Origin of the sequence: Kitasatospora sp. LaBMicrA B282 (assembly GCF_050325825.1) — a bacterium.
Lineage (GTDB): Bacteria > Actinomycetota > Actinomycetes > Streptomycetales > Streptomycetaceae > Kitasatospora.
This window is the reverse complement of record NZ_JBNQTI010000124.1, coordinates 8,223-28,033: the sequence shown is the minus strand read 5'-3', so window position 1 is coordinate 28,033 and position 19,811 is coordinate 8,223. Positions and strand designations below refer to the sequence as shown.

Sequence of the window (19,811 nt, the reverse complement as noted above, 5' to 3'; positions counted from 1 at the left end):
CGCGCCGGGCGGCGGGTGCCAGGTCGCGCAGCGGCGCGGGCAGCGTCGGGCCCAGGGTGCGCAGCACGGCCGGGTCGAGCCGGGCCGGGACCAGCAGCGCGGCCTCGCCCGCGAGGGCGGCGTCCAGCAGCGCCAGGCCCTGCGCGGAGTCGAGCGGCCGCATGCCGGTGCCGGCCACCCGGCGCTCCTCGGCGGCGTCCAGCTTGCGGGTCAGGGCGCTGCGCTCGGCCCACAGCCCCCAGGCGAGCGAGAGCGCGGGGCGGCCGGCGGCCCGGCGCTGCTGCGCGAAGGCGTCCAGGAAGGCGTTGGCCGCCGCGTAGTTGCCCTGGCCGGGCGCGCCGAGCACACCGGCCGCGGAGGAGAACAGCACGAAGGCGGCCAAGTCCTGATCGAGCGTCAGGTCGTGCAGGTTGAGCACCGCGTCCAGCTTGGGCGCGAGCACCCGGTCCAGCCGCTCCGGGGTGAGCGAGCCGACGGTGGCGTCGTCCAGCGCCCCGGCGGCATGCACCACGCCGGTCACCGGGTGGGCGGCGAGCAGCGCGGCCAGGGCGGCGCGGTCGGCGGCGTCACAGGCGGCCAGGGTCACCTCGGTGGCGCCCAGCTCGAGCAGCTCGGCCCGCAGTTCGGCGGCGCCGGGAGCCCGCTCGCCCTGGCGGCCGGCGAGCACCAGGCGGCGCACGCCGTGCCGGGTGACCAGGTGACGGGCGGTCAGGCCACCGAGCAGGCCGGTGCCGCCGGTGATCAGCACGGCGCCGTCGCCGAAGACGGGGGCGGCGGTGGGGGTCGTGGCCGGGGCCGGCTCACGGACCAGGCGGGGCACGGTCAGCGCACCGCTGCGCAGCGCCAGTTGCGGCTCGCCGGTGGCGAGGGCGGCGGCCAGCGCGGGGCGCTGGTCGGCGGGCGCGGTGGCCGGGTCCAGGTCGACCAGGGTGAAGCGGCCCGGGTGCTCCGACTGCGCCGAGCGCAGCAGGCCCCAGAGCGCGGCGCCCGCCAGGTCGGCCACGCCCTCGCCCGGGCGGGCCTCGACCGCGCCGCGGGTGACCAGCACCAGCCGCGCCGCCGCGCAGCGCTCGTCGGCCAGCCAGGCCTGCACGGTGGCAAGGCCGGCGGTGAGCGCGGCCCGGACGGCGGCGGCGGTGGCCTCGCCGGTGGCGCTGCCGGCCATGCCGCCGCCCGCCGGCGTGTCGAGGGAGGTGGCCAACACGCCGAACAACACGGTCTCCGGCACCTCGCCGGCCGCGTGCAGCGCGGCGAGGTCGCGGTGCCGGGTGGCCGACAGGCCCGGCAGGGCGTCGCCGAGCTCCGTCCAGGCGTCGCCGGTGGTCGCGGCCGCGCCGGGCAACGGACGCCAGACCGGACGGAAGAGCGAGTCCGCCGGCAGCGCGCCCGCGGCCCGCAGCGCACCGCTCGGCAGCGGGCGCAGCACCAGCGCCTCGACCGAGCCGACCGGGGCGCCGGTGTGGTCGGCCAGCAGCACCGAGAGTTCGTCGGCCGCGGTCGGCAGCACCCGGACGCGCAGGGCGGTCGCGCCGGTGGCGGCGAGCGCGTACCCGCGCCAGGCGAACGGCAGCAGGGTGCCGTCGTGCTCCGCCGACTCGCCGGCCGCGTCGGTGCGCAGGCCGGCGATGTGCAGCGCGGCGTCGAAGAGGGCCGGGTGCAGACCGAAGCCGCGGACCTGCGCGGGCAGTTGCTCCGGCTCGCCGGGCAGTTCGACCTCGGCGAACAGCTCCGCACCGCGCCGCCAGGCGGCCCGCAGGCCGCGGAACGCCGGGCCGTACTCCAGGCCCTGCTCGGCGGCCGCGGAGTAGCCCTCGGCCAGCTCCAGCGGGGTGGCGCCGGCCGGCGGCCAGGCGGTCAGATCGGCCTCGGGGGCCTCGGTGGCGGCCCGGGCCAGGGTGCCGGTGGCGTGCCGGGTCCAGGGCGACTCGGCAGCGGCCTGCTCCGCCCGGGAGTGCACGGTGAGGCTGCGGGTCCCGGCGGCGTCCGGCTCGCCGAGCCGCAGCTGGAGCCGGACCGCACCGTCCTCGGGCAGCACCAGCGGTGCCTCCAGCACGAGTTCGGCCACCCGGTCGCAGCCGACCTGGTCGCCGGCGTGCATCGCCAGCTCGGCGAAGGCGGTGCCGGGCAGGATCGCCGCGCCCTGCACCCGGTGGTCGCCGAGCCAGGGGTGACTGCGCAGCGAGAGCCGGCCGGTGAAGAGCCAGCCGTCACCGTCGGCGAGCGGCACCAGCCCGGCGAGCAGCGGGTGTCCGGTGGCGGCGATGCCGACGGTGCCGGGATCGCCGGCCGGGTCCGGGGCGTCGAGCCAGTAGCGGGTGCGCTGGAAAGCGTAGGTGGGCAGGTCGATCCGGGGCGCGCCGGCGGGGAACGGCCAGCTGACCGGGACGCCGGCCACGTGGAGTTCGGCAGCGGAGGTCAGGAAGCGCAGCAGGGTGCCCTCGTCGCGGCGCAGCGTGCCGGTCACCAGGGCCTCGGGGGCGGTCTGCTGGAGCGGCAGGGTGAGCACCGGGTGCGGGCTGACCTCCACCAGCACGGTGTGGCCGTCGGCCAGCAGGGCGCGGGTGGTGGCCTCCAGCTCGACCGTCTGCCGCAGGTTGCGGTACCAGTAGGCGGCGTCCAGCTGCGCGGTGTCGATGGGCTCGGCGGTGACGGTGGAGTAGAACGGGACGGTGGCGGTGCGCGGGGTGATCGGGGCCAGCACGTCGAGGAGTTCGGCCTCCAGCTGTTCGACGTGGGCGGAGTGCGAGGCGTAGTCCACCGGAATCCGGCGGGCCCGGACGTCCTCTGCCATGCAGAGCGCGAGCAGTTCGTCGAGCGCGTCGTTGTCGCCCGAAACCACCAGCGAGCCGGGGCCGTTGACGGCGGCCACCGAGAGACGACCGCCCCAGTCGGCGATCCGCTCGGCGGGCAACGCGGTGGAGACCATGCCACCCAGGCCGGCGATCGCCCGGATCGCCTGGCTGCGCAGCGCCACCACTCGGGCGCCGTCCGCCAGCGACAGCGCACCCGCGACCACGGCGGCGGCGATCTCGCCCTGACTGTGCCCGATCACCGCGGACGGCTGGACACCATGGGCGCGCCAGAGCTCCGCGAGTGAGACCATCACCGCCCAGAGCACCGGCTGCACCACGTCGACCCGCTCCAGCGCGGCGGCATCGCCCAGCACCTCGAGCAGAGACCAGTCCACGAACGGCGCCAGCGCAGCAGCGCACTGCTCCATCCGATCCCGGAACTCCGGCGCGGAGTCCAGCAGTTCGGCCGCCATGCCGACCCACTGCGAGCCCTGACCCGGGAAGACGAAGGCCACCTTCCCCTGCGCGGCCGCCACGCCCTGGACCAGGCCCGCGGCCGGCTCCCCGGCGGCGAGCGCCGCCAGCGCGCCCGCCCGGTCCGGGCCCACCAGCACGGCCCGGTGCTCGAAGAGCGAGCGCGACCGCACCAGCGCCTGCCCCACCGCGACGGGGTCCGCGTCCGCCAGCGCCGCCAGCGCGGCCGCCTGTGCGCGCAGCGCCTCGGCCGTCCGCCCGGACACCACCCACGGCACCACCGCGGGGCGCGGCGGCTCGACCTCCGCCGGAGCGGGCTCCGCCGCCGGCGCCTCCTCCAGGATCGCGTGCACATTGGTGCCGCTGACCCCGAACGAGGACACCCCGGCCCGCCGCGGCTCGCCGGTCGCCGGCCACTCCCGCGCCTCGGTCAGCAGCTCCACCGCGCCCGCCGACCAGTCGACCTGCTCGGTCGGCTGCTCGGCGTGCAGGGTGCGCGGCAGCAGGCCGTGCTGCATCGCCTGGACCATCTTGATCACGCCACCGACCCCGGCGGCCGCCTGGGTGTGGCCGATGTTGGACTTCAACGAGCCGAGCCAGAGCGGTGCTTCGGCGTCGTGCTCGCGCCCGTAGGTGGCCAGCAGGGCCTGCGCCTCGATCGGGTCGCCCAGCGTGGTCCCGGTGCCGTGCGCCTCGACCACGTCGACCTGACGGGCCGTCAGGCCGGCGTTGGCCAGGGCAGCCCGGATCACCCGCTGCTGGGCCGGGCCGTTGGGCGCGGTCAGCCGGCTGCTGGCACCGTCCTGGTTGATCGCGGACCCGCGGACCAGGGCCAGCACCGGGTGCCCGTTGCGCCGGGCGTCGGAGAGCCGTTCGAGCAGCAGCAGGCCGACGCCCTCGGCCCAGCCGGTGCCGTCCGCGCCCGCCCCGAAGGACTTGCAGCGGCCGTCCGCGGCCAGCCCGCGCAACCGGCTGAACTCGACGAAGACGCCGGGGCTGGCCATCAGCGCCGCCCCGCCGGCCAGCGCCAGCGAGCACTCCTCCCTGCGCAGCGCCTGGCAGGCCCAGTGCAGCGCGACCAACGAGGAGGAGCAGGCCGTGTCGACGGTGACTGCCGGGCCCTCCAGACCGAAGGTGTAGGAGAGCCGCCCGGAGGCGATGCTGCCGGCGCTGCCGTTGCCGAGGTAGCCCTCCAGCCCCGGCGGGATCTCGCGGATCCGCGAGCCGTAGTCGTTGTACATCACGCCGAGGAAGACGCCGGTCCGGCTGCCGCGCAGCTCGGCCGGCACCAACCCGGCGCGCTCGAACAGCTCCCAGCCGGTCTCCAGCAGCAGCCGCTGCTGCGGGTCGGTGGCCAGCGCCTCGCGCGGCGACATCCCGAAGAAGCCCGGGTCGAACCGGGCCGCCTCGTGCAGGAAGCCGCCCTCGCGGGTGTAGCTCCGGCCGGGCTGGTCCGGGTCCTGGTGGTACAGGTCCTCGGGCCAGCCACGGTCGGTGGGGAACTGCGAGATCGCGTCGGTGCCGCGCTCGACCAGCTGCCACAGCTCCTCGGGCGAGGCGACCCCGCCCGGGTAGCGGCAGCTCATCGCGACGATCGCGATCGGGTCCTGCTCACGCTCCTGCAGCTCGCGCAGCTTCTGCCGGGCCTCGGCCAGGTTGGTCGTCGCGCGCTTGAGGTAGTCGCGAAGCTTGTCCTCGCTCACGGCTGGGTGTCACTCCTCTTTCGACGGCCAGGCTGGTCGGGATCGGCGTACGGGGCGTGCGGTGGGGCCGGACTTCGGGTCGGGCTCGGCGGGTCACTCCATGCCGAGCTCGTCCAGGAAGTCGAAGATCTCGTCGTCCGAGGCCGACTCGATCTGCTGCGCGACGGTGGCCGTCTCAGGCCCGGCCGCCCGGGTCGCCGCACCGAGCTGGGCCAGGATGTCCTGGAGCCGGGCGGTGAGCCGGGTGCGGGCCTGCTCGTTGCGGGCGATCTCGGCGAGCGCGGCCGCGTCCAGCGCGGCCAGGTCGCCGAAGTCGGACGGGACCGCGGGGGACGGCGCCGCCGGCCGCAGCTCCTCGTCGAGGTGCCGGGCGAGGGCTGCCACCGTCGGGTGGTCGAAGAGCAGGGTGGCGGGCAGCCGCAGCCCGGTGGCGGCGGTCAGCCGGTTGCGCAGACCGACCGCGCTGAGCGAGTCGAAACCCAGGTCCAGGAAGCCGCGTTCCAGCTCGACGGCCTCCGGCCGGGCGTACCCGAGCACGGTGGCCGCATGGCCGCGGACCAGCTCCACCAGGGTCCTGGCCCGCTCCTCGGCGCCCTGCGCCGCCAGTCGGGCGCGCAGCTCCTCGACCGCGTCCGCCGCCGGTGCCGTGCTCTGCGCAGCCCGGCGCACCGGGGTGCGGACCAGGCCGCGCAGCAGCGCCGGAACGCTGCCGTCGGTGGCCCGCAGGGTGTCGGCGTCGAGCTTGGCCGGCACCAGCACCGGCTCACCGGCCGCCAGGGCGGCGTCGAACAGCTCCAGGCCCTCGGCGCTGCCCAGCGGGGCGATGCCGCCGCGGGCGATCCGGCGCAGGTCGGCCTCGTCCAGCTTGCCGGTCATGCCGCTGGGCTGCGCCCACAGGCCCCAGGCCAGCGAGACGGCGGGCCGGCCGTGCGCCCGGCGGTGCCGGGCGAAGGCGTCCAGGTAGGCGTTGGCCGCCGCGTAGTTGCCCTGTCCGGTGCCGCCGAAGGTGCCCGAGAGGGAGGAGAACAACACGAACGCGGCAATTTCCTGATCCATCGTCAACTCGTGCAGGTGGTGCACCGCGTCGACCTTGGGGCGGAAGACCCGGTCCAGCCGCTCGGGCGTCAGCGCCTCGACGACCCCGTCGTCCAGCACTCCGGCGACGTGCACGATGCCGGTCAGCGGATGCGCGGCGGGGATCCCGCCGAGCACCCTGGCCAGCGCGTCCCGGTCACCCGCGTCGCAGGCGGCGGCGGTGACCTCGGCACCCAACCCGGTCAGTTCGGCGACCAGTTCGGGTGCGATCCCGCTGCGGCCGAGCAGCAGCAGGTGCCGCACCCCGTGACCGGTGACCAGGTGACGCGCCGCCAGCGAGCCGAGGCCGCCACCCGCGCCGGTCACCAGCACGGTGCCGGTCGGGTCGAAGACGACCGGTGCCGCGGCGGCCTCGGCCGGTACCCGGACCAGCCGGCCCGCCCGGACCGCGCCCGCCCGCAGCACCAGCTGCGGCTCCGCCTCGGCGGCGAGGGCGGCGGGCAGCAGCGCCCGCGACTCCTCGTCCAGGTCCACCAGCACGAAGCGTCCCGGGTGCTCCGACTGCGCCGAGCGCACCAGGCCCCAGGCCGCCGCGCCGCCCAGGTCCCGGACGTCCTCGCCGTCCAGGCCGACCGCGCCCTCGGTGACCAGCACCAGCCGGGCCCCCGCGAACCGCTCCTCGGCCAGCCAACGCTGCACCAGTTCCAGCGCCTGCCCGGCCGCGGCGCGAGCGTCGTCGCCGGCCGGCGCCAGCGCGACCAGCACGGTGTCGGGCAGCACGGAGCCGTCCCGGCCGAGCGTGTCGAGCGCGGCGTGCACCTCCGGCGACCCGCCGGCGGCCTTCAGCGCATCGCCCAGGCCGACGTGGTCCGGGCCGACCAGGGCCACCCGGTCCAGGGTCGCGGGCGCCACCGGCAGCACCGGCCAGTCCAGCTTGTAGAGCGAGCGGTGTGCGCCGGCCGCGGCCGCCCGCACCTGCTCGGCCTTGGCCGGGCGCAGCACCAGCGAGTCGACCCCGGCCACCGGGCGGCCGGTCGTGTCGGCCACCAGGACCGACACGCCGTCCTGCCCGGCCGGCGTCAACCGCACCCGGAGCACGGCCGCGCCGGCCGCGTGCAGGGTGACGCCGCTCCAGGCGAACGGCAGCGTGCTGCCCCGGGTCTCGGCCAGCGTGCTGAACGCCACGGTGTGCAGGGCGGCGTCCAGCAAGGCCGGATGCAGGCCGAAGCGGGTGGCCTCGGCCAGTTGGGCTTCGGGCAGCGCGACCTCGGCGAAGACCTGCTCGCCCAGCCGCCAGGCGGCCCGCAGCCCCTGGAAGGCGGGGCCGTAGCCAAATCCGTTGGCCTCGAACCGCTGGTACAGGTCCTCGACCGGCAGGGCCGCGGCGCCGGCCGGCGGCCAGCTGACCAGCGCGTCGGCGTCGGCCGCGGGGACCGGTTCGGCGGCGCCGAGCAGCCCGGCGGCGTGCCGGGTCCACGGTTCGTCGGCCGCGGCGTCGGCGGGGCGCGAATGCACGGTCAGGGTCCGCAGGCCCGCCGCGTCGGGCTCGCCGACCGCGACCTGGAGCTGCACCGCACCCCGCTCCGGGAAGGTCAGCGGGGCCTCCAGGGTCAGCTCCTCGACCCGGCCGCAGCCCACCTGGTCGCCCGCCCGCACCGCCAGTTCGACGAACGCCGTCCCCGGCAGCAGTGCCACGCCCGCAAAGGCGTGGTCGGCCAGCCAGGGGTGGGTGGCGAGCGAGAGCCGGCCGGTGAGCAGGTAGGCGTCGCGGTCGGCGAAGGCGACGGCGGCACCGAGCAGCGGGTGCTCGGGCGAGGCCAGGCCGGCCGCGGCGACATCCCCGGTCTCGGGGGCGGCGTCCAGCCAGTAGCGCTCGCGCTGGAAGGGGTAGGTGGGCAGGTCGAGGTGGGCGGGGTCGGCCGGGAGCTGCCAGCTGACGGGTGCGCCGTCGACGTGGAGTTCGGCGAGCGCGGTCAGGAAGGACTGCACCTCGGGCCGGTCCTTGCGCAGCGCGGTCGCCGCGACCCGGGGCTCGGTGGGCAGGCTGTCCTGGGCCAGCGCGGTCAGGGTGCCGTCGGGGCCGACCTCCAGCAGGCGGGTCACCCCCTGGGCGGCCAGCGTCTGGATGCCGTCGTGGAACCGGACCGCCTCGCGGACATGACGCACCCAGTAGGCGGGGTCGCAGACCTCGTCGCTCACCAGCGCGCCGCTCAGGTTGGAGACCAGCGCGATCCGCGGCACAGCAGGCGAAAGCCCACGCACCACCTCGCCGAACTCCACCAACATCGCGTCCATAGCGCCTGAGTGAAACGCATGCGAGACCCGCAAACGCCTAGTCTTCCGACCCAGCTCCTCGAAGTGCGCACCGACCGCCAGGGCCGGGGCCTCATCGCCGGAGACCACGACGGCCTGCGGCCCGTTGACCGCGGCGATCGAGACGCCGTCGGTGAGCAACGGCAGCACCTCCGCCTCCGTGGCCTGCACCGCCACCATTGCCCCACCAGCCGGCAAGGCCTGCATCAGCCGGCCACGGGCGGCGACCAGGGTGCAGGCATCCTCCAGCGAGAACACCCCGGCCACATGCGCCGCCGCGATCTCGCCCACCGAGTGACCCATCACCACATCCGGGCTCACGCCCCACGACTCCAGCAGCCGGAACAACGCGACTTCGAGAGCGAACAGCGCCGGCTGCGCAAACCCGGTCTGATGCACGGCGTCATCAGCAGGGAGCTCGACATCCAACCGCGCACACACCGCGTCATACGCATCCGCGAACACCGGGAACGCCGCATACAACTCACGCCCCATCCCCACCCGCTGCGACCCCTGCCCCGTGAACAGGAACGCGGTGCGACCCGAGGCCGCCGCAGTACCGCGGACCAGACCCGGCGCCTCCGCACCGCGCGCCAGGGCCGCCAGCGCCGCCTGGTCCAGGGCCACCGCGCGGTGCTCGAAGACCGAGCGGGTGCGCAGCAGCGCGGCGGCCACCGCGGCCGGGGTGGCCCGGTCAGAGGCGAGGAACTCGCCCACCCGCTCGGCCTGTTCGCGCAGGGCCTCGGCGCCGCGCGCGGAGAGCAGCAGCGGAACCGGGCCGTCGGCGACGGCCGGCGCCTGCGCCTGCGCCGGGGCGGCAGCGGTCACGGCCGGGGCCTGCTCGATGATCACATGCGCGTTGGTGCCGCTGATGCCGAAGGCGGAGACGCCCGCGCGCCGCGGGTGCCCGGTCGCCGGCCAGTCGCGCTGCTCGGTGACCAGCTCGACGGCGCCGCTGGCCCAGTCCACGTGCGGGGTCGGCTCGTCCACGTGCAGGGTGCGCGGCAGCACGCCGTGCTGCATCGCCTGCACCATCTTGATCACACCTGCCACGCCGGACGCGGCCTGGGTGTGGCCCAGGTTGGACTTGAGGGCGCCGAGCAGCAGCGGCTGGTCGGCGGGGCGCTCCTGGCCGTAGGTGGCGAGCAGCGCCTGGGCCTCGATCGGGTCGCCCAGCTCGGTGCCGGTGCCGTGCGCCTCCACTGCGTCGACGTCCGCGCTGCTCAGCTGCGCGTTGGCCAGCGCGGCCCGGATCACCCGCTGCTGGGACGGCCCGTTCGGCGCGGTCAGCCCGTTGGAGGCACCGTCCTGGTTCACCGCCGTGCCGCGGACCACCGCGAGCACCGGGTGCCCGAGCCGCTCCGCGTCGGCGAGCCGCTCGACCAGCAGCAGCCCGACGCCCTCGGACCAGCCGGCGCCGTCGGCCGCGGCCGCGAACGGCTTGCAGCGGCCGTCGGGCGAGAGCACCCGCTGCCGGCTGAACTCCACGAAGGTGGCGGGGGTGGCCATCACCGTCACACCGCCGGCCAACGCCAGGTCGGCCTCGCCGGAACGCAGTGCCTGCACCGCCAGGTGCAGCGCGACCAGCGAGGAGGAGCAGGCGGTGTCCACGGTGACCGCCGGGCCCTCCAGACCGAAGGTGTAGGAGAGCCGCCCCGAGGTGACGCTGGGCGCGCTGCCCAGGCCCAGGTAGCCCTCCAGGCCCTCGGGGGTGCTGCGCAGCCAGGAGCCGTAGTCGTGGTAGTTGGACCCGATGAACACACCGGTCCGGCTGCCGCGCACGGTCTCCGGGCGGATGCCCGCGCGCTCGAAGGCCTCCCAGGAGGTCTCCAGCAGCAGCCGCTGCTGCGGGTCGATGGCCGCCGCCTCGCGCGGCCCGATCCCGAAGAAGCCGGGGTCGAACTCGGCCACGTCGTGCAGGAACCCGCCCTCGCGGGCGTAGCTGGTGCCGGGGTGGTCCGGGTCCGGGTGGTAGAGGCCGGCCAGGTCCCAGCCGCGGTCGGCCGGGAAGCCGGAGACCACGTCGACCCCGTCCCGGACCAGCTGCCAGAGCTGCTCGGGGCTGCGGACGCCACCCGGGAATCGGCAGCTCATGGCGACGATGGCGATCGGCTCGTCGGCTGCCCGGCCGGGCAGCGGCGCGGCCGTCGCCGGCCGGCTCTGCTGCGCGCCGAACAGCTCGGCGTGCAGGTGGCCGGCGAGGACGCCCGCGGTCGGGTAGTCGAAGGCCAGGGTGACCGGCAGCCGCAGTTCGGTGGCGGCGGCCAGGCGGTTGCGCAGCTCGACCGCGGTCAGCGAGTCGAAGCCCAGGTCGCGGAAGGCCCGGTCGGCGCCGACCGCGTCGGTGCCGTCGTGGCCGAGCACCGCGGCGGCCTCGCCGCGGACCAACTCGACCAGCCGGTCCAGCTGTTCGGCCGCCGGCAGCGCGTGCAGGCGGCGGTGCAGGGCCGGGCCCTCGGTCTCGGTGGCGCCGTTCGGGCCGCTCTCGGCCGCCGCGACGGCCACGGCCTCGGGCAGCTCCCGCAGCAGCGGACCGGCCAGGTCGACCGGCGACTCGCGCAGGTAGCGCGGCCAGTCGAGGTCGGCCACCAGCACCTGGGCGTCACCCTCGTCCAGCGCCCGCTGCAGCGCGGCGATCGCCAACTGCGGCGGCATCGGCAGCACGCCGCGCCGGCTCAGCTGCTCGCTGATGCCGCCGGCGGCCAGCCCCACCGCGCCCCAGGCACCCCAGCCGACCGCGGTGGCCGCCAGCCCGGCGTCCTGCCGGTGGCGGGCGAGCGCGTCCAGGTAGGCGTTGGCGGCGGCGTAACTGCCCTGCCCGGGGCCGCCCAGGGTGGCCGCCGAGGAGGAGAAGAGCACGAACGCGTCCAGCTCCCGGCCCGCGGTCAGCTCGTGCAGGTGGCGAGCGCCGAGCACCTTGGGCGCGAGCACGCTCGCGGCCCGCTCGGCGGTCAGGGTGGCGAGCACCCCGTCGTCCAGCACCCCGGCGGTGTGGAAGACCGCACGCACCAGGTGCCGCTCCAACAGCCCGGCAACAGCCTGACGATCCGTCACGTCACAGGCCTCGACGGTGACCTCGACTCCGCTCTCGGTCAGCTCGGCGGCCAGCTCCGCGGCCCCGGCCGCGGCCAGGCCGCGGCGGCTGGTCAGCACCAGGTGCTCGGCGCCGCCGGCCGCCAGCCAGCGGGCCACCTCGGCGCCCAGACCGCCCGTGCCGCCGGTCACCAGCACGGTGCCGGCCGGCCGCCAACCCGGGCCCGGACGGACCGAGCCGCCCGCGCGCACCAGCCGCTTGCCGAAGACACCGGCGGCGCGCACCGCCACCTGGTTCTCCCGGCCGGCGCCCAGCACCTCGGCCAGCCGCGCCACCGCGCGCTGGTCGAGCTCGGCCGGGAGGTCCACGAGACCACCGAAGCGGTCCGGGTGCTCCACGGTGGCCACCCGGCCCAGGCCCCAGAGCAGCGCCTGCTCGGGCGCGGCCAGCGGCTCCACGGCGCCGACCGATACCGCGCCGCGGGTGGCCAGCCAGAGCGGCGCACCCACCCCGGCGTCGCCGAGCGCCTGGAGCAGCGCCGCGCCGGCACCGACCAGCTGCGCGAACGCCTCGTCCCCGGTCGCCGGTTCGGCCAGAGCGAGGAGCGAGAGGACACCGGCGAACCCGTCGGCTTCCGCCGCGGACGCGGTGCGCAGCCGGTCTGCGAGGACGGCGCGCTCGCCCTCCTCGGGGGTGAGGACCAGCGGCACCGTGCGGCTGCCGAGGCCCGCCGCGAGCACAGCGGCCTCCGCGCCGTCGGCGCGGGCGGCCGGCAGCACCAGCAGCCAGCTGCCGGTGGGCGCCGCGGTGCGCTCGGTGGTCAGCGGCTGCCAACGGACCCGGTAGCGCCAGCCGTCCACGGTCGAGCGGTCGCGGCCGGCCCGGTGGTAGGAGGAGAGCGCGGGCAGCACCGAGCTCAGCGGCGCGTCGTCGTCCAGCCGCAGCGCGGCCGCGAAGGCGCCCAGGTCGGCTCGCTCGACGGTCTCCCAGAACTCGCGGTCCACCGCGGTGGCCGCCACGGCCGGGGGCGCGGTGAGCCAGAAGTGCTTGCGCTGGAAGGCGTAGGTGGGCAACTCGACCCGGCCCGCGCCGGCCGGCAGCCGCCAGTCGACCGCAACGCCCCGCACGAACAACTCGGCGGCGGAGGTCAGGAAGCGGGTCAGCGTGCCCTCGTCGCGGCGCAGGGTGCCGGTGACGACCGCCTCCGGGGCGGTCTCCTGCACCGGCAGCGTGAGCACCGGGTGCGGGCTGACCTCCACGAACACCGTGTGACCGGCAGCCTGCAGGGCACGCACGGTCGGCTCCAGCTGCACGGTCTGCCGCAGATTGCGGTACCAGTACCCAGCGTCCAACCCCGCGGTGTCCAACAGCTCACCGGTCACCGTCGAATGGAACGGCACCAGCGAGGACCGCGGCACGATCGGCGCCAGGACCTCCAGCAACTCCGCTTCCAACGCCTCGACATGTGCCGAGTGCGAGGCGTAGTCCACCGGAATCCGGCGCGCCCGCGCCCCCTCCGCCGCACACGCGGCCAGCAACTCGTCGAGGGCATCATTGTCACCCGACACCACCAACGAACCAGGCCCGTTCACCGCCGCCACCGACAGCCGACCCGCCCAGCCGGCCGCGATCCGCTCGGCCGGCAACGCCGTCGACACCATCCCACCGCGCCCGGCAATCGCCCTGATCGCCTTGCTGCGCAGGGCCACCACCCGCGCGCCGTCCGCCAGCGAGAGTGCACCGGCCACCACCGCAGCCGCGATCTCACCCTGACTGTGACCCACCACCGCCGCAGGCATGACCCCATGCGCCCGCCACACCTCCGCGAGCGACACCATCACCGCCCACAACACCGGCTGCACCACATCGACGCGCTCCAACGCAGCCGCATCGCCCAACACCTCGAGCAACGACCACTCCACGAACGGCGCCAACGCCTGCGCGCACTCCGCCATCCGCGCCGCGAACTCCGGCGACTCCACCAGCAGCTCCGCAGCCATCCCCACCCACTGCGACCCCTGCCCCGGAAAGACGAACACCACCCGCTCCCGGCCGTCGCCGGCCGCCCCCTGCACCACGCCCGCCGCCCGCTCGCCCGCGGCAAGCGCGGCCAGCGCACCCGCCCGGTCGCCGCCCAGCAGCACCGCCCGGTGCTCGAACAGCGTCCGCGACCCCGACAACGCCCGCCCCACCGCCACCGGCTCCGCGTCCGCCACCACCCCCAACGCCGCCGCCTGCCCCCGCAACGCCGCCACCGACTTGCCGGAGAGCACCCACGGCACGACATCGGCGCTCGGCAGCTCGACGTCCACCGGAGCGGCCAGCTCAGCCGGCGCCGGCGCCGCCTCCAGGATCGCGTGCGCATTGGTACCGCTCATCCCGAACGAGGACACCCCCGCCCGGCGCGGCTCGCCGGTCTCCGGCCACGCCCGCTGCTCGGTCAGCAGCTCGACCGCGCCCGCCGACCAGTCCACGTGCGGGGTCGGCGCATCCACGTGCAGGGTGCGCGGCAGCACGCCCGCGCGCATCGCCTGCACCATCTTGATCACACCCGCCACGCCGGCCGCCGCCTGCGCGTGCCCGATGTTCGACTTCAACGAGCCCAGCCAGAGCGGCCGTTCGGCCGCGCGGCCCTGACCGTAGGTGGCCAGGATGGCCTGCGCCTCGATCGGGTCGCCCAGCTTGGTGCCCGTCCCGTGCGCCTCGACCGCGTCGACCTGGTCGGCGGTCAGACCGGCGTTGGTCAGCGCCGCGCGGATCACCCGCTGCTGGGCCGGGCCGTTGGGCGCGGTCAGGCCGTTGGAGGCGCCGTCCTGGTTGATCGCGGTGCCGCGGACCACCGCGAGCACCGGGTGCCCGTGCCGCTGCGCGTCGGAGAGCCGCTCCAGCACCAGCATGCCGACGCCCTCGGCCAGGCCCATGCCGTCCGCACCGGCCGCGAAGGCCTTGCAGCGGCCGTCGACGGCCAGCCCGCGCTGGCGGCTGAAGCCGGTGAAGCCGGTCGGCGCGGACATCACCGAGGCGCCGCCGGCCAGTGCCAGTTCGCACTCGCCGTTGCGCAGCGACTGCACCGCCAGGTGCAGCGCGACCAGCGAGGAGGAGCAGGCGGTGTCGATGGTGACCGCCGGGCCCTCCAGGCCCAGGGTGTAGGCGATCCGGCCGGACATCACGCTGCCCGCGGTCCCGGTGAGCAGGTGGCCCTCGGCGGTCTCGGCGGTGGCTCCGGTGGCGCCGTAGCCGGAGTTGCCGGCACCGACGAAGACGCCGGTCGGGGTCGAGCGCAGCGCGGCCGGGTCGAGGCCGGCCCGCTCGAGGGCCTCCCAGGAGGTCTCCAGCAGCAGCCGCTGCTGCGGGTCCATGGCCAGCGCCTCGCGCGGCGAGAGGCCGAAGAAGGCGGCGTCGAACTCGCCCGCTCCGTACAGGAATCCGCCGGTGCGGGCGTAGCTGTGGCCGGCCCGGTCGGGGTCGTCGTCGAAGAGGCCGGCCAGGTCCCAGCCGCGGTCGGTCGGGAACTCCCCGATCACGTCCACCTCGTCGGCGACCAGCCGCCACAGCGCCTCGGGCGAGTCGACCCCGCCGGGGAAGCGGCAGCCCATCGCGACGACGGCGATCGGCTCGGTGTCGTCCAGCGGCCGCGCGGCCGGGACGGGCGCGGCCGGTGCCGCGGTGCCGACCAGCTCGGCGAGCAGGTGCCTGGCCAGCGCCACCGCGTTCGGGTAGTCGAAGACCACGGCGACCGGCAGCCGCAGCCCGGTGGCGGCGTTCAGCCGGTTGCGCAGGTCGACCGAGGTGAGCGAGTCGAAGCCGAGGTCGCGGAAGGCGCGGGCGGCGTCGACCGCCTCGGCCCCGCCGTAGCCGAGGGCGGCGGCCACCTGGGCGCGGACCAGCTCGAGCAGCGTCCGGTCCTGCGCGGCCGCGGGCAGGCCGGTCAGGCGGCCGCGCAGCCCGCCGTCCGGCTGCTCGGCCGGCCCGGCGGCGGGGGCCGCCGCGGCGTCCAGGATCGCCACGATCTCCGGCACGCCCTCCAGCAGCGGGCGGCGCCGGGCCGCGGTGAAGACCGGGACGAACCGGTCCCAGTCGATGTCCGCGCAGATCAGGAAGGTCTCGTCGGCGTCCAGCGCCTGCTGCAGCCCGCTGATCGCCAGCTCCGGCGCCATGAACGGGATGCCGCGCCAGCGCAGTTGCTCCTGCACGATGTCCACGGCCATGCCGCCGGCGTCGCGGCCGCCGCGCGGGTCCCAGATGCCCCAGGCCATCGAGGTGGCGGCCAGGCCGCGGGCCCGGCGGTGCTCGGCGAGCGCGTCCAGGTAGTGGTTGGCGGCGGCGTAGGAGCCGTGGTCGCCGCTGCCCCAGACGCCGGCCACCGAGGAGAAGAGCACGAAGGCGTCGAGGGTGTCCTCGTCGAAGACCGCGTCGAGGTTGCGGGCGCCGGCGGTCTTGCCGGCGGCACCGGCGGCGAACTCGGCCGGGTCGGTGCCGGCCAGCGGGACCAGGATGCCGATGCCGGCGGAGTGGATCACGGTGCGGATCCGCGAGCCGTCGGCCTGCACCCGCTCGACCAGCTCGGCCAGCTGGGCGCGGTCGTCCACGTCGCAGGCGGCGACGGTCACCCGGCAGCCGAGCGCGGCGAGTTCGGCCTCCACCTGGTCGACGCCGGGGGTGGCGGGCCCGCGACGGCTGGTCAGCACCACGTGCTCGCAGCCGGCCTTCGCCAGCCAGCGGGCCACGTGCGCGCCCAGGCCGCCGGTGCCGCCGGTGATCAGCGCGGTGCCGCGCGGCCGCCACGGACCGGCCGCCGGGTCGACGGGCGCGGCGCGCTCCAGCCGGCGGGCCAGGATCCCGGCGGCCCGGACCGCCACCTGGTCCTCCTGCTGCCCGGGGGCCAGCACGGCGGCCAGCAGCGCGGTGGTGCGGGCGTCGAGTTCGGCGGGCAGGTCGACCAGACCGCCCCAGAGCTGGGGCTGCTCCAGGCCGACCACCCGGGCCAGGCCCCAGACCTGGGCCTGCTCGGGGTGCGCCAGGCAGTCACCGGGTGCGGCCGCGACCGCGTCCCGGGTGGCGTGCCAGAGCGGCAGTCGGGCCTCGGCGTCGACCAGGGCCTGGGTGAGCAGCAGGGTGTGCAGCAGGCCGGCGGGCAGGCCGGGGTGGGCGGGGTGCGGCCGCTCGTCGAGGGCGAGCAGCGAGAGCAGGCCGGTGGCGGTGGCGAGGCCGGCGGCGCGCAGCTCGGCGGCCAGCGCCGCGCGGTCCTCCGAGTCGATGTCGAGGACCAGCGGCAGCACGGTGACGCCGTGCCGGGTCAGCCCGTCGAGCACGCCGGTGACCAGCGGGTCGGCGAGGTGCCCGGCCGGGACGAGGACCAGCCAGTCACCGGTCGGCGCGGCGCCGGGGGCGGCCTGGGCCGGCCGCCAGGCGATCCGGTAGCGCCAGCCGTCCACGGTGGCGCGCTCGAGCTGCCCCTGGCGGTAGTCGGCCAGCGCGGGCAGCACGCTGCTCAGCGGGGCGTCGGCGGGCAGCTTGAGGGTCGCGGCCAGCGCGGCGAGGTCGCCGTCCTGGACCGCGTTCCAGAACAGGGTGTCCTCGGTGCGCAGCGGGGCCTGCGCGAGCGCGGTGGGCTGCTCGGGGTGCAGCCAGTAGCGCTGGTGCTGGAAGGCGTAGGTGGGCAGGTCGACCCGGCCCCGGCCGGTCGTCCGAGCGGCGCCGGCCGACGCCGGCCAGCTGACCGGGACACCGGTGACCTGGAGTTCGGCGGCCGAGCTGAGGAAGCGGGCGAGGCTGCCCTTGGTGCGGCGCAGGGTGCCGGTGACCACGGCCTCGGGGGCGGTCTCCTGGATCGCCATGGTGAGCACCGGGTGCGGGCTGACCTCGACGAAGGTGGTGTGGTCGGCGGCGAGCAGGGCGCGGGTGGTGGCCTCCAGCTCGACGGTGCGGCGCAGGTTGCGGTACCAGTACCCGGCGTCCAGCCCGGCGGTGTCGATCAGCTCGCCGGTGACGGTGGACCAGAACGGGACGTCCCCCGAGCGCGGGCTGATCGGGGCGAGGGCGGCCAGCAGCTCGTCCTCGAGCTGCTCGACGTGCGCGGAGTGCGAGGCGTAGTCCACCGGGATCCGGCGGGCCCGGACGTCCTCGGCCTGGCAGGCGGCCAGCAGCTCGCCGAGCGCGTCGTCGTCGCCGGAGACCACCACCGAGGCGGGGCCGTTGACCGCGGCGATCGACAGGCCGGGCCGGGCCGCGATCCGCTCGCGCACCGCGGCCTGCGGCAGCGGCACCGAGACCATGCCGCCGCGGCCGGCGATGGCGTTGATCGCCTTGCTGCGCAGGGCGACCACCCGGGCGCCGTCCTCGACCGAGAGCGCGCCCGCGACCACGGCGGCGGCGATCTCGCCCTGGCTGTGGCCGAGCACCGCCCCCGGCTGCACGCCGAGCGAGCGCCACAGCTCGGCCAGCGAGACCATCACCGCCCAGAGCACGGGCTGCACCACGTCCACCCGCTCCAGGGCGGCGGCGTCGTCCAGCACGTCGAGCAGCGACCAGTCGGTGAACGGCGCCAGCGCCCGGGCGCACTCGGTCATCCGGTCCCGGAACACCGGTGCGGTGTCGAGCAGTTCGGTGGCCATGCCGACCCACTGGGAGCCCTGGCCGGGGAAGACGAAGACCACCCGGTCGCGCGCCTCGGCAGCGGTGCCGCGCACCACGGCCGGGCTGTCGGTGTCGGCGGCCAGCGCCGTCAGCGCGGCCAGGAACCCGTCACGGTCCTCGGCGACCAGCACCGCGCGGTGCTCCAGGGCGGCGCGGGCGGTGGCGAGCCCGTGGGCGACGTCGCCGAGCGGCAGCTGCGGGTCGGCGGTCAGGTGGCGGTGCAGGCGCTCGGCCTGGCCGCGCAGGGCGACGGCGTCGCGGGCGGAGAGCGGCCAGGCCAGCGTCCGCGGGAGGTGGCCGGCGGGCTGCTCGGGGAGCGCGGAGGCGGGCGCGGGGTCGGTCTCGGGGCCGGCTTCGGGCTCGACCCCGGTCGGCTCCGGGGCCTGTTCCAGGATCACGTGCGCGTTGGTGCCGCTGGCACCGAAGGAGGAGATGCCGGCCCGGCGGGGCCGCCCGGTCTCCGGCCACGGCCGCTCCTCGGTGAGCAGCTCGACCGCGCCCGAGGTCCAGTCCACGTGCGGCGAGGGCGCGTCCACGTGCAGGGTCCTCGGCAGCACGCCGGCCCGCAGCGCCTCGACCGTCTTGATCACCGCGACCAGGCCGGAGGCGGCCTGGGTGTGCCCCAGGTTGGACTTCACCGAGCCGAGCCAGAGCGGCTGCTGCCCGGCGGCCCGGCCCTGGCCGTAGGTGGCGAGCAGCGCCTGCGCCTCGATCGGGTCGCCCAGCGTGGTGCCGGTGCCGTGCGCCTCCACCACGTCCACCTGGTCCGGCGTCAGCCGGGCGTCGGCCAGGGCGGCCCGGATCACCCGCTGCTGGGAGGGGCCGTGCGGGGCGGTGAAGCCGTTGCTGGCGCCGTCCTGGTTGATCGCGCTGCCGCGCAGCACGGCCAGCACCGGGTGGCCCAGCCGCTCGGCGTCGGAGAGCCGCTCCAGCAGCAGCACACCGACGCCCTCGGCCCAGCCGGTGCCGTCGGCGGCGGCCGCGAACGGCTTGCAGCGGCCGTCGGCGGCCAGCCCCCGCTGCCGGCTGAACTCGATGAAGGCCATCGGGGTGGCCATCACGGTGGCGCCGCCGACCACGGCCAGCGAGCACTCGCCGCGGCGCAGCGACTGGGCAGCCAGGTGCAGCGCGACCAGCGAGGAGGAGCACATGGTGTCGATCGAGACCGCCGGGCCCTCCAGGCCGAAGGTGTAGGCGATCCGGCCGGCGGCCACGGCGGCCGAGCCGCCGGTCAGCAGGTGGCCCTCGGCCTCCTCGGGCAGCACGGACAGGCCGGTGGCGTAGCCCTGGTTGCTCACCCCGACGAAGACGCCGGCCGGGGTGCGCCGGACGGTGGCCGGGTCGATGCCGGCCCGCTCGAAGGCCTCCCAGGCGGTCTCGAGGAGCAGCCGCTGCTGCGGGTCCATGGCCAGCGCCTCGCGCGGCGCGATGCCGAAGAAGCCGGCGTCGAAGTGGTCGGCGTCGTAGAGGAAGCCGCCGTCCCTGGCGTAGCTGGTGCCGGGCTTGGCCGGGTCCGGGTCGTAGAGTCCGGCCAGGTCCCACCCGCGGTCGGCGGGCAGGGCGGAGACCACGTCCCGGCCCGCCCGGACCAGCTCCCACAGCTGCTCGGGGCTGTGCACCTCGCCGGGCAGCCGGCAGCTCGTCGCGACGACGGCCAGCGGCTCCTGCCCGGTCTCGGCCTCGCGGGCGGCCTCGACCTCCTGCAGCCGTTGGCGGGTCTGCCGCAGGTCGGTCGACACCCGCTTGAGGTAGTCCCGAAGCTTCTCTACATTCTCCACAGCACGTCACCTCATCGAGGCAGCCGGGAATCCCCCGCTGGCACCG

The 19,811-nt window shown here is 76.5% G+C and carries 2 protein-coding genes; both read right to left on the bottom strand.

The features are described from left to right. Nucleotides 1-4,969 (bottom strand): type I polyketide synthase (locus ACQRUO_RS27835; protein WP_428318840.1); only part of this gene is annotated, 4,969 nt, incomplete at its 3' end. A 93-nt stretch (nt 4,970-5,062) separates the two neighbouring features. Next, nucleotides 5,063-19,765: a type I polyketide synthase gene (locus ACQRUO_RS27830; protein WP_428318839.1), complete on the bottom strand. Its 14,703-nt coding sequence runs from the start codon at nt 19,763-19,765 to the stop codon at nt 5,063-5,065. Nucleotides 19,766-19,811 lie beyond the last annotated feature (46 nt).